The sequence below is a fragment of the Gemella sp. 27098_8_92 genome, assembly GCF_041433685.1.
Classification (GTDB): Bacteria; Bacillota; Bacilli; order Staphylococcales; family Gemellaceae; genus Gemella.
In genome coordinates, this window is sequence record NZ_JAPWBZ010000005.1 from 45,987 (window position 1) to 59,581 (window position 13,595).

The window sequence follows — 13,595 nt, forward strand, 5'->3', positions numbered from 1 at the left end:
GGAGGTAAATAGATGAATACTTTAGATGTAAGTATTGTTACTCCTAATGGAGAAGCTTATAGCGCTGAAAATGCTTCTATGGTAGTTCTGGATACTACAGGTGGTCAACTAGGGATAATGGCAAATCACGTACCTATGGTTGCATCATTGAAAATAGGTCCATTGAAGGTAGTTTTTCCAGATGGTCGAGAGGAAAGTCTAGCTATAAGTAAAGGTTTCGTAGAAACGCATAAAGATAAAATCACTGTAATAGTTCAAACTGCTGAGCTAGATAAAGATATAGATGTAGAGCGTGCTAAAAGAGCAAAACAGCGTGCAGAAGAACGTCTTCAGAAAAAAGAAGATTCTCTTGATGTTCGTCGTGCTCAACTAGCTTTAGCAAGAGCGATGGCTCGCTTGAAAGTTGCAGAGAAATAAAATAAAAAGCTATGTAGAATTGAAGATTTATTTCAATTCTACATAGCTTTTACTTTTTTTATATTATTTTAATAATTTCTTAAATCTTGAAAGTACAGAAATGATTAAAATAAGAATTAGACCTAGTGAAATATTGCTACTAGATGTTATACCAGTTTTAGGTAAAATATTATTTTTTGAATTATTTTTATCACCTTTATTATCTAATAATGAGAATTTTTTAACATTATCAGGGCTATTTGAATCTATTTGGTGAGATGTTTTTGTTTTGCCAATAATAACGAACTTACTGAAGTGGTTAGTAGTATATGTTAATATTCCATTTGAAACAGTAGATTTGACTAATTCTAAAGAATTATCATCTTTTATGTGATAGACTAAAATATCTTTATCTATTTCATTTTCAAAAAGTTTTATTTGAACTATACGTTTTGTATCGGAAGATAATTTATTGTTATCTTTAGTTAATTTAATATCTAACACACGAATAGTAGAAATTTCAGCTCTACTTTTTATGTTGTTATTTTTATCCTCTAAAATTTTATTTATTATCTCATTTAAATTAAGATTATTTGTAATATCTTGTGCTTCAAAATTTAAGCCATTTGCTAGTTTGTTACCTACTTCGACACTTATACCATTAGGTAATTTAATAGTAATAGTATTAGTAGAATCATTTATTTTTAATTCAGGAAGTGATGGGACACTAGGTGCTTCTTTAGGTATATTATATTCAAATTTAGTACCATAATCATTTTCAGCAATTTTATTTCCATTAATAGTTGATGCAGAATTTTTTATATTTTCATGCATAACGAATTGGTTATTATCTTGGAAAAGTTTCCCCATCTCCAAAAGAATTTTTTCAGAGTTATCTTGAGCGGCAAACATTACTCCTAAAGGTAAATTATTTGCACTTTTATAAACAGGAAGAGTGATTGCTGGATTTCCAGTTAAGTTAAATAGCCATGTATATGGAGTTCTCTTCATCATAGGCTCCCATTGTTTAACAAGAAGATTAAATCTTTCTTTAGGATCTTTAATGTCGTTAATATTATAAAGTTTCTTCTCTATTTCTGGATCAACATAAGGGTCGACTTTCTTATCATTTGAAGGTGCAGTAACGGCATTAGTTGCCATTAAGAATAAATCATATTTTTTATAAAACTCATCCATTTGTTTTTTATAGATAGATGCAGGTTTCACATCAGAGATATCTGTGTTGGCATTTGGACCTTTAGTTATAGAAGTACCTAATGCATAAGTAGCTGGATCAAGATTATATTTAGTAGTCTCATCTGCTAATTTGGCAGCTTGGGTGTAAGCCCCCCCTATAGCACCTACTGTATAAGTACGAATTCCTTCATAGCCATCTATAGGAAATTCATTAACTTCTTCAACAGTAAATCCTTGTTCTCTTAAGAAAGCTACTGCTTTTAAAACTGCTTTTTTACCATCTTCACTTAACTCTACATCTTTAAGTGGAGTTTTTAACGAGTATGCAATTTTTAAAGTTCTTAAATCTTTAGGAGCATCAATAAGTGTTTTTGGTTTATTAATTTTTGTTTTATCAAAATATACTTTTGCGTCATTAATATCTTTTACTAATGGAAATTTTACTACATGCCCTGTAGGTTTTAAGCCTATTAAACCTGTCCAAGAAGCTGGGATACGGATAGAACCACCAGCATCACTCCCGCTAGCAATAGCGACCATACCACTAGAAACAGCACTAGCAGATCCTCCTGATGAACCACCAGCATTACGAGTGGAATCCCAAGGATTTCCGGCAGGACCAAATAGTTTTGAGTCGGTAATATTTCTAGTACCAAGTTCAGGGTAATTTGTTTGCCCAAGAATAACAAATCCTAGTCTTCTAAATTCTTTTGCGACCATTAAATCACTCTTAGAAACTTTATTTTTGTTAAAGTAAACTCCATTAGAAGCATCACCATTTTTTATTTGATCTAAACCTTTAATTAAAGTAGGCACTCCTAAAAAAGGTTGCTCCTCCCAATTAATAGGATTAGCAGACGCGTTCCCAGCGCTAATTCTATTATCAATTTCTTTAGCTTCTTTGTAGGCTTCATCAATGATGGCCTGTGGGATTTTTCCATTTTCTGTAGTTAAAACAGCATTTAATTTTTTATTTTCCTCTTCTATAACTTTATAAGCTAAATCAACTAATTCTGTGCTAGTTACTTTTTTCTCACGGATAAGTTTTGCTAATTCTAAAGCACCTTTTTGCTTATATTCAACTAAAGACAATGGAATTTTATTAGTTACTTCTTTGTTATTAAGGGAAGAAGTATTTTCTTTTTTAGTGCTTACCAAATTTTGAGAAGTTGGTTCAGCTGCAATTTCTTCATTTGCTTTTGCAGAATTAGAATTATCTAAAATAGGTAAAAATGCAGTCGCTGCAAATGCAGGGATAAGGACATATTTTAAATTAGTTTTTTTCATGTTGACTCCTTTAAGTTTTTATAAAATAATTACTGATAATAATTATACATCGTTAGTTCGTTATTTTAAAGTTATAAAGCTTATAGGAAAATATAAAAAATTATTTTAAATTTTTTAAAGAACAATATAGTAAAAAAATTGAGTGGACGTAATAATAAAATAAAGATGAGTATATGTTATATTAGTATATATTATATTAATATAAATAAAAATTAGAGATAAAATAAATGAAATTTTATTTTTATTTAATTTTAGAAAAATTAAATAAAGAATTGTTAGTTTTATATAATTGTGATATACTCAAGGTAGGTGTTTAAAACGCTTACTACAAGGCTACTTGTAGATTATTAAAATTAAATATAAAATTAAAATTAAAAAGTTATATTTGTCATAAATTTTATTTTAAGATAATTTTATATGTTGTCTTGTAGAAGTAAAATAATTATCAGGGGGAAAAACACATGACAATAAAAGTTGCTATTAATGGTTTTGGACGTATTGGGAGATTGGTCTTGAGACAAATTCAAGCTCAACATGTAGATGATATTGAGGTTGTTGCTGTTAATAGATCAAGAATGCGACCTATTGATCAAATAGTATATCTGTTAAAATATGATACTACGCAAGGGCCCTTTCCTGGAACAGTAGAAGAAGGAGAAGGAGCGTTTATCGTTAATGGTAAAGAAATAAAGGTATTTGGGGAACCAGAACCAGAAAAATTACCTTGGAAAGAATTAGGTGTTGATATTGTATTAGAATGTAGTGGTAGATTTAACAGCAAAGAAAAAGCTGAGGCACATATAAGAGCTGGGGCGAAAAAAGTGTTGTTATCTGCACCAGGTGGAACTGATGTAAAAACAATAGTTTATAATGTAAACCACGAGATATTAACAGGAGAGGAGACTGTTATTTCTGGGGCATCTTGTACAACAAACTGTTTGGCACCTATGGCTAAAGTTCTTCATGATAATTTTGGAATAACACAAGGACTTATGACCACAATTCATGGGTATACAGCAGACCAACATACATTAGATGGTTCTCATAAAAAAGGTGATTTTAGACGAGGAAGAGCAGCGGCAGAAAACATTGTTCCAAATACAACAGGAGCAGCCAAAGCTATTGGACTTGTTATACCGGAATTGAATGGAAAATTAGATGGTGCGGCACAAAGGGTACCAGTACCAACAGGGTCATTAACAGAATTATTCGCAAATATTGAAAAAACTACAACAGTAGAAGAAATCAATGCCGTAATGAAAAAAGCAGCTAATGATTCATATGGTTATACAGAAGATCCGATAGTATCATCTGATATTATAGGAATGAACTATGGATCATTGTTTGACGCTACACAAACTAAGGTTATAGGAAAAGGCGAAAAGCAAATGGTAAAAGTTGTTGCATGGTATGATAATGAAATGTCATATACTGCTCAATTAATCAAAACACTAAAATACTTTGTAAAACTAGTTAAATAGAATTATAGATATAAGAATCTGACGTTTATTTTAGAAATAGGCGTCAGATTTATTTTTATTTCAAAAAAATTATTATTTTTTGAAATATATAAATAATAAAATTATATTTGGAATAAATGTTGAGTATATTGGTTTAATAAAAAAATAATAGGAAAATCATTTATATCAATCAGTGCTAAAGTTTTATAGAGGTTATTGTAAACAATATATTTTTATAGTACTATAGATATGTATTATAACAATTTCAAGGGGGATAAGTATGGTGTACAGGTCTGATATGGGGTGAGAGAATTATCTATAAGCTACATATATTAATAAAAATTTTTTTATAAAAATGGAGAAGAAAAATGAGAAATATGTTAAAACAAAAAGAATTATTTTCAATAAGAAAAATAAGTGTAGGAGTAGCTTCGGTAATGATAGGAGCTAGTATGCTAGGCGGAGTGCAGCCATTAGGAAAGATGGAAGTACAAGCAAAAGATAAAATAGAAGCAGAAGCAACTCAAGATGTACAAGTAAAAGTGGTAGAACACGAAGGTGGGGCGCTATTAGAAATAACAGCAACAAAAGATATAAGCAATGTTGATATGAAAATTACATTAGATGGGCAAAAAGTAACAACATATCACATAGATAAATTAAAAGCAGGTAAAAGCATAACAAAAGAGCTAACAAAAGCACAATTAGATAAAGTAAAAGAAGCCTTAGCTAAGAAAATAAAAACATTACCAAATACAGCAGTAGTACGAAAAAATGTAGAGAAAATATTAAATATAGATAACAGTATATTGAAAGTTGCAGTTTCATATGATGTTGAAGAAGGAACAATGGTTCCGAATAAGCCTGAGGTGAAACCAGGAAATTCTGATACAAAGCCAGGAAAACCTGACACAAAACCGGGAGATTCTACAAAGCCAGGAAAACCTGACACAAAACCAGAAGGCCCATCAAATCAAGCTTTACGTACGAAGTTAGAAGAATTAGTTAAAAGAGAATTAAGGACAGAAGCTGGATATATAGCAAACCAAGGGAATCAAATAGCTAATAATGCATGGATAAACGCAAAAACAGAAGCTGAAAAAGTTTTGAAAAATGATTTGGCGACAAAAGAAGAGTTGGAAGAAGCTATAAAAAATTTAGAAGAAAAAATACATGATGCTACTTTGGGAAGTGAAAAAGTAAAAGTTGAAAAACTTATAAGAGCAAAAAATAGATTAGATTTAATTCCAAAGTTAAGGAAAGCAAAAACTCTAGGAGAAGTTTTAAAATTAAAAGAGTTAGTTAAGCCAGAAATTGAAAAGATTCCGGAAACACCGAATAAACCAGAGGAAAAACCAGGTAAACCGGAAGGAACACCAGAAACAACTCCAGAAAAGCCAGGGAATAATGAGAATGGTAATAATCCTCTACCGTCAGCAAAACCAATAATTAATAGCTATAGTTTTGATAATAAAGTGATAGAGTCAGCTGGGGGAGAAGTTAATGTTACTCTCAAAGGAGAAAACCTAACTGCTGAGAATGTTAAAATTAAAGTTTTAAATCCTTTTACAGCAGCAAAAGAGGAAGAATTATCAAATTCAATTATATATAAAAAAGTAGGAGATGATGTAATAGCAACCATTAAGTTACCAGCTAATACAACTTCAGTAGCAAAATCATTTAATTTGGTATTTACCGATGCATTAGGAATGAAGGTTATAACTAAGTATACGGAAGAACGCGGAGAAAATGGGCGTGTAATAACTGTTTTACCAGTTGGTAAAACTAAGCAAGATTCAGTATTAAGTTTTGTAACAATAAGCTCTTATCAGGCTCATCATAGCACGGATTTAACAACTACTACAACCGACAAAGGAAATGTTAGTAAAAAAACAGTGGCTCATTTATATGGAACAAATTTAAAAGCAAATGTTACAAAAGTTAAAATTATTGACCAAAATGGAGTTGAGTGGCCAATTCATACTACAGGAAGCAATATAGAAGCATCTGATTATCCGATGATGGTTATCGGAAAATTAGGAAATGGTATTTCTGGGAACGGTACTTACCAAGAAGTCGAGATAGTTTTACCTAACAATTTGGATACAGATATGACTTTTACATATGTATTTGCCCCAGATGGTGTAAACTTCGATGAAACTCATAAAGTAACGGCGGTGGTAGAAAAAACTACTAATGTAAAACCGGTAGTTAAACGAACTATTACTGTAAAATATCAAGATGAAAATGGAAAAGCATTAAAAGATAATAAAGTACTGACAGGTTATTCATGGTTTAATTATAATGTAGAAAAAGATACGATAGATGGATATAAAAATATTATTGTTAAAGATAATAAAGCATTATCAGGGAAGTTTGGTAATAAAGATCAAGAAATAACTCTTGTTTATACAAATAAAGATGTTGTTCAACCTTCAGAGACTGAAAAACCTGCTCCACAAGAAGATACTTTGGTAACTTCAAAAGCTAAATTAAAAGAGTTAATAGATAGAGATTTAAAATTAGAAGATAGTTATAAAAAAGCTAGCGCAGAATTACAAACAAATTGGAGAAGAGCAAGAGCATTAGCAAATCGAGTATTAGCAGAAAGTAAGAATAAAGAAGAAGTAGATAGTCAAATTATAGCCCTTAAAAAAGTAATTGCTGCGATAGAAAATCCTACAGAAGCTTCGAAACCAAGTGAAGAAAAGCCTAAAGAAGAAGGTAACGCAGGAAATACAACAAAACCAACAAAAAGTGTAGACGAGTTGAAAACAGAACTACAAAAGTTGGTAGAACAAGATCCAACAAAAGAAGATAACTATAAATTAAAAGATAGCCTTCAAGAAAAAGCATGGAAAACAGCTCGAGCAAAAGCGCAAGCATTATTGCAAGGTGAGGCTACGGCAGAAGTTCTAGAAGAACAAGTTGGGAAACTTACTAGAGCATTAGAAACTTTGAAAGAAGAAAATAAACTTGCAAATAATAAACCTGAGAAACCAAATACAACACCAGAGTTACCAGCACCAGAAGAAAAAGTACCAGAGGTAACAAGTTATACAGGAGATAAAACTATAATTTCAAAAGAAGATGGGAAATTGGTGGTAATGATTAAGGGAAAAAATCTAAAAGCAAGTGATTTAAGCTTTAGATTCCATGATGGTAATTCTTGGAAAGATGTTACTTTGAAAGTAATCAGTGAAGATTCTAATAAAATTGTTTTAGAGTTTGTTGTTCCGGAAGAGTTAAGAAATTCAACTGCTACATATAAAATTTCAGCAAAATATAAAAATCAAACGATAAAAGCAAATGGAGCTATTAATTTTAAAATAGCATAATAAGTAGTAGATAGTGGGGTTGAACCAGAAAGTATTGTTGAAACTATTTTCTAGAATCACCCCACTAAATATTTTTTTAAAAATTTATTGTGTTGTAGACTAAAAATCAACCTTAACTATAAAATTTATATAGCTAGGGTTGATTTTTAATTTCTTATATTTATAAGCCTCATAACTCTATCAAGATAAGTATTGTTATTTTGAAGTTCTTGTTTTTCTTTTTTTACTATTTCTGGCTCATCAGTTATAATTGCTGTGGCAGGGCTCATAAGGTATTTACTAATAAGAGTAGAATCATTAATAGTCCAAACGTAGACATCTTTGTTTAGTTTTCTGGCTTGTTGAACTAAAGAGTCTCGGTAAGAAAAATCTTCGATAACGAAAAAGTCAACATTGTTATTGGAAAAATCACCAAGTTGAAGTGGGATTACATACCCAGTATTAAGGCTAGGAAATTTATTTTCTAGTTCTTCTATTATTTTCAGATTAAGAGACATATATTTATACTCTTTTTCAATATGGAGTTCTTTAATTTTATTAATTAAAATATCAATATAATTACTCGGCTCTCCACCATGGGGTTTTAATTCAACAACAAGTTTCATATTTAGTTGTTTTGCACGAGTGACAAATTCTTCAAATGATGGAATTTTACTCTTGTGGTCACCTTGCTTAATAGGAAGACCTACAATTTCATTGTAGTTCATATCTTGTACACGTTTATTGATTCCAGCCAGACGTTTAAGATTGTAGTCGTGCATAACAACAAATCTGTTATCTTTAGTTAAAAGAATGTCTACCTCAACATAATCAGAACCCACTTTTGCTGCAGCTTCAAGTGATTCAATAGAATTTTCTACCGCTTTAGAAATGTAACCACGATGGGATATAGTTTTAATATTATTGTTAACTCCATTTGTATAAATAATAGTCCCATTATATAAAGTTATACCTAGTACTAACAACCAAGATAATGCTAGTAACCATTTTGATTTTTTCTTATCTTCAGCAGGTGATATAACTATCTTATCAGATATTTTTTCTTTATCAATAAGTACGGTAATAAGCGAAGTGATTACTGTTATTTTAGTTATAACCCCAAAGAAAAAAATCATAGAACTAACTACGGTAAAAAATAAAGTTTGAATTATTAAATTATTTCCAGTAGGATCAATATAAAGAAAAATTGCAGTTGTAGTAAGTATAATTGTTATAACGATAACACCATAAATAAGTTCAAATACCCCTAGCATTAATAAAAATTTAAATTTTCCTTTTTGTGTAAGTTTCCAGCTTTTTCTAATACTGGCACCTACTTCTTTATTACCAATTGCAGCAAGTGGAAGTGTAAATATTAATCTTAAGTTAATATAAGCAAAAAGAATAATAACCGAACTCCATATAAAAAAACCAGTATTAGTTTTCATGATTTCGCTACTGATAAATTTAGGTATATATATATTCTTAGTGATTATTGACTTTATACCGATATTAGCTGCAGGAATGGTTAGGATGAAATAGCCAATAAAAAATAGTATTTGTACACTGACTAGGCTACGCATTTTATTCCAAGAATTAGAGATAATATTTCTGACAGAGTAATTGTTTTCTGTGAGTTGAGCATAAATAGCAAATGTTAAGGCAGAAAATTCTATAAACATTAAAAATGCAACAAATAAGATTAATAAGATTAAAAGTATTAAACTCAATGGATTAGCTAGGATAGTGAGTACATTATTTTTATTGAGATTTGTTTCTCCCGCTATACTAAGTGCAAATTGAAAAATATGTCCAACAAGCCATATTCCGCATAACATGACTAGTTGTAATAGTGTGGCGATAGTGATATGGGTAAAGATGTGTTTGTAAATATTATTCGAAACGCGTTTAAAAAGAGTCCTAATAGAAATATCCATGTTTAATTCCTTTCTATTCTATAGAAAATATCGATAAAAAGTAAATGTATTAAAGTACAATCAAAAAGATTATAACAGAAATAAATAGCATAATCAAAAAATTAAAATAAAATTAGGTAACGTTACTTTTTTCTCTTGACAATTTTGTAAAGGTAATGTAAAATATAAAAAGTAACGTTACCATTTATATTTTTATTATTTTAAAATTAAAGGTGTTTTTATAAAAAATTAAATTTAAAGGAGAAACAAAGTAATGGATTTAAAAAAAGTTGTTAATGAAGTTGTGGAACACAGTGGTGGTGTCGATAATATTCGCAGTGTTGTCCACTGTGCTACGCGTCTTCGTTTGGAATTAAATGATGAGAAAAAATATGATAAAGATAAGTTAGAAGATATTGATGGAGTTAAAGGTGTATTCTTTAACAACGGACAGCTTCAATTGATCTTTGGAAGCGGACTTGTTCAACAAGTATTTGCAGCTTATAACGAAGTTTACAAAGGAGAGACTTCGACTGAATCTTCAGAAAAAGATGAATTTAAAAAACCAAAAGGAAATCCACTTCAACGTTTTGTAAAAATGCTAAGTGATATCTTCGTACCAATTATTCCGGCAATTGTTGCTGGAGGGCTATTAATGGGTATCAACAACGTTCTTACAGCAAAAGATTTATTCTATACTGGAAAATCAGTTATTGAGGCAAATCCAAGTATCGCTGGCTTAGCTGATATGGTTAACGTGTTTGCCAATGCACCGTTCGTATTCTTACCAGTATTAATTGGATTCTCTGCTACTAAACGTTTTGGTGGTAATCCATATCTTGGGGCAGCTCTTGCAATGTTAATGGTTCACCCAGATGTAATGAACTTCTATGTATTTGGTAAATTAGATCCAGCTACTAACCAATTGTTAGCACCTGCTTTGGACATCGTTAATCAAAGTGGTCAAGCTGTAGATGGTCTGCAACGAGTAACATCTCTTGGATACTGGGATGTATTTGGATTTAAAATTGCTAAAGTAGGGTACCAAGGTACTGTTTTACCGATTTTAGCAGCAGCTTGGGTTCTTGCGACTATTGAAAAATTCTTACGTCGTGTTACTCCATCATGGTTAGATAACTTAACTACACCATTAGTATCGTTATTTGTAACAGGATTTGTAACATTCGCTTGGATGGGACCTGTACTTCGTGAAGCTGGTACTCTTCTTGGAGAAGGATTACAGTGGTTATACACTAATGGTGGATTTGTAGGAGCTGGTATTTTTGGTCTATTATATGCACCAATCGTTATTACTGGTCTTCACCAAAGCTTCGCAGCTATCGAAACTCAATTACTTGCAGCAACAGGTCTTACATTTATTTTCCCAATAGCATCTATGTCAAACGTAGCTCAAGGTGCAGCTGTTCTTGCAGTATTAGTATTCTCTAAAAATACAAAAATGAAATCAATTTCTTCAGCATCAGGTATTTCTGCATTACTAGGTATTACAGAACCGGCGATGTTTGGGGTTAACTTAAGACTTAAATACCCATTCTATGGAGCAATTGCAGGAAGTGCGGTTGGAAGTGCATGGATTGGATTTAACAAAGTATTTGCATCAGCACTAGGTGCAGCAGGTATTCCAGGATTTATATCAATTCCTGCGAACCACTGGTCAACATTTGCAATTGGTTTAGCATTATCATTCATCGTAGCATTCTCAGTAACAGCATACTTCTTCAAAACTAAGAAGGAGTTAGTCAATGCTAGTTAATAACTGGAAACAAAATCTTCATTTAGAACCTAGACATGGTTGGTTAAATGATCCAAATGGTTTAGCTTACTTTAATGGGAAATATCATATTTTTCATCAATATTCATACGAAGTAAACGGTGGTTTAAAACATTGGTATTATTATACTAGCAGTGATTTAGTAAACTATGAAGATAAAGGTGTTTCCGTATCACCAACAATTGCGGAAGAAACGCATGGTGTTTACTCAGGAAGCGCCAATGTAGAAAACGGGAAATTAGTTTTCTACTATACAGGAAATGTGAAATATAAAGGAGATTATGACTACGTTCATGCTGGACGTGGCCATAATACTATAACATTCTCGACAGAGGATGGAATCAACTTTACTGAGAAGAAATGTCTACTAACAACAGATGAGTATCCTAATATGTCAAATCATGTTAGAGATCCAAAAGTATTTGAAAAAAATGGAAAGAGTTACTTGGTTTTAGGTGCTCGTGATAAGAATGATTATGGTTGTCTAGTCGTCTATGATAAAGACACGCTCAATCACTATAAAACAATCTACTCTGAAAAAAATCTAGGTTTTATGTGGGAATGTCCAGATTATTTTGAAGTAGATGGTAAAGAAATATTTATATTCTCTCCACAAGGTATATCAAGAATGTACGCTAATTTCCAAAATATGTATCAAATAGTGTATTCGGTTGTTGAAGATGGAATAGAGAATGTAGAAAAGATAAATAATTATAGTCTATTAGACTATGGTCATGATTTTTATGCGGCTCAAACTTTTGTTGATGAAGATGGTGAGCGTGTGCTAATCGGTTGGATGGCAGTGCCAGATAGTAGCTATACAAACCCAACTACGAACTTCGGTTACCAAAATTGTTTAACTATCCCACGTGTTGTAAATTATCGTGATGGGAAGCTATGTCAAACACTTCATAAGTCCGTTCAATCATTACTTGGAGAAGAAATAAAAGCAAGTGAATTTAATGAAAAAACGTGGTACTATAAACAAGAAGATGGTGAAAGTTTTGAAATCATTGTAGATGATTTCAGACTAAGCTATTTAGAAGGTGAACTTAAAGTTGATTACGGCACAACGGGTTATGGTAGAGACAATAGAAAGTACAAATTAGATTTAGAAAATGTTGAAATAGTTTTTGATAGTTCATCAGTAGAACTATTTGCGAACGATGGTAGTTTTGTTATTTCTAATAGATTTTACCCAAATAATCATAATGTAAAAATTTCAGCGAATAAGTTTGTTGTGAAAAAATTAGGAGTAATTAACGTAAGAGAGGAGAACTAAAATGGCAGTTTTATGTATAGGAGAAATGCTAATAGATTTTATCGGAGAAGGTGTTGGAACAATTGACACAGTAAAATCATTTAAAAAAGAAGCAGGAGGATGTGTTGCTAATGTAGCTTGTGTTACACAAAAATTAGGACATAAAAGTTATTTGCTTACTTCATTAGGACAAGATGGTTTTGGAGATTTCCTAGAAAATACTTTGAAAAAAGAAGATGTAGATTGTAAATATGTGTCACGAAAAGGAGACAGTTTTACACCATTAGCATTTGTTTCTTTAGATAAAACTGGAGACCGTTCATTTAGTTTTTACTTTAAGGGGTCATCAGCACTACGAATCAGTAAAGAAGATGTAGAAAAGGTAGATTTATCAGAGATTAATGCTATTCACTTTGCAAGTATTGCTATTCAAGAAGAATCAAAAGATAGTCATCACCTTCTTTTGAAGAAAGCAAAAGAAGCAGGAGCTTTAATATCATTTGATGTAAATCTGCGCTTTAACCTTTGGGATGACCATAAAGTTTATTTAGAAACTATAAAAGAATTTTTTCCTTATGTAGATGTTATCAAAGTAGCGGATAATGAGCTTGAGTTTTTAACGGGGACAATAGATATTAATGTTGCTTTAGAAAAAGATTTTAAAGATTTAAAAGTTGTTCTTTATACTAAAGGTGAGCATGGGGCAGAAGTTTACTACAAAGATAAAAAAGTAGTAACAACAACTCCTGATATAAAAGCAGTAGATACAACTGGAGCAGGAGATGCTTTTGCAGGTTCATTCGTATCTAAGTTATTAAATCAAAAAAATATTGATGATATATCAACTGAAGAATTGTCAGAGATGGCAACATTTGCGACAAACTATGCAAGTCTTACAACTACAAAAACAGGAGCTATTTCTAGTTATCTTACAGAAGAAGAGTATAAAGCTTTAATATAATTTCTCAT

General features: G+C 31.2%; 8 protein-coding genes. 6 read left to right on the top strand and 2 right to left on the bottom strand.

Going from position 1 to position 13,595, the window contains the following annotated elements; all coding sequences use genetic code 11:
- Positions 1–12: 12 nt before the first annotated feature.
- On the top strand, positions 13–417 hold the full coding sequence (locus O3802_RS04640; RefSeq protein ID WP_004633123.1) for a F0F1 ATP synthase subunit epsilon: 405 nt from the start codon (positions 13–15) through the stop codon (positions 415–417).
- Between the two features lie 63 nt (positions 418–480).
- On the opposite strand, the gene O3802_RS04645 is transcribed toward O3802_RS04640, so the two are convergent.
- Positions 481–2,880, bottom strand: a complete 2,400-nt coding sequence (locus O3802_RS04645) for an amidase family protein (RefSeq protein ID WP_371458497.1) — start codon at positions 2,878–2,880, stop codon at positions 481–483.
- 461 nt (positions 2,881–3,341) lie between these two features.
- Between O3802_RS04645 and gap the strand changes: the two genes are divergently transcribed.
- Both gap and O3802_RS04655 read left to right on the top strand, forming a co-directional pair.
- Positions 3,342–4,361, top strand: coding sequence for a type I glyceraldehyde-3-phosphate dehydrogenase (gene gap, locus O3802_RS04650; RefSeq protein WP_111742767.1), 1,020 nt, complete (start codon positions 3,342–3,344; stop codon positions 4,359–4,361).
- A gap of 347 nt (positions 4,362–4,708) precedes the next feature.
- Entirely contained in the window at positions 4,709–7,678 is a 2,970-nt protein-coding gene (locus O3802_RS04655) for a MucBP domain-containing protein (RefSeq protein ID WP_371458498.1), read from the top strand.
- A gap of 146 nt (positions 7,679–7,824) precedes the next feature.
- Here O3802_RS04655 and O3802_RS04660 read toward each other — a convergent pair whose 3' ends face one another.
- Positions 7,825–9,594 (bottom strand): glycerophosphoryl diester phosphodiesterase membrane domain-containing protein, encoded by a 1,770-nt coding sequence (locus O3802_RS04660; RefSeq protein ID WP_371458499.1) that lies wholly within the window; start codon positions 9,592–9,594, stop codon positions 7,825–7,827.
- Between the two features lie 253 nt (positions 9,595–9,847).
- On the opposite strand from O3802_RS04660, the gene O3802_RS04665 reads away from it, so the two are divergent.
- From O3802_RS04665 to O3802_RS04675, 3 genes are read left to right on the top strand one after another with little or no spacing between them, the layout of a single operon-like run.
- Entirely contained in the window at positions 9,848–11,347 is a 1,500-nt protein-coding gene (locus tag O3802_RS04665) for a sucrose-specific PTS transporter subunit IIBC (RefSeq protein ID WP_371458500.1), read from the top strand.
- Positions 11,337–12,647 (top strand): GH32 C-terminal domain-containing protein, encoded by a 1,311-nt coding sequence (locus O3802_RS04670; RefSeq protein ID WP_371458501.1) that lies wholly within the window; start codon positions 11,337–11,339, stop codon positions 12,645–12,647. Before O3802_RS04665 ends, O3802_RS04670 begins: the two co-directional genes overlap by 11 nt.
- A 1-nt stretch (position 12,648) precedes the next feature.
- Positions 12,649–13,587 carry a carbohydrate kinase family protein gene (locus O3802_RS04675; RefSeq protein WP_371458502.1) on the top strand — a complete coding sequence of 313 codons (939 nt, stop codon included), beginning with the start codon at positions 12,649–12,651 and terminating at the stop codon, positions 13,585–13,587.
- Positions 13,588–13,595: the final 8 nt, after the last annotated feature.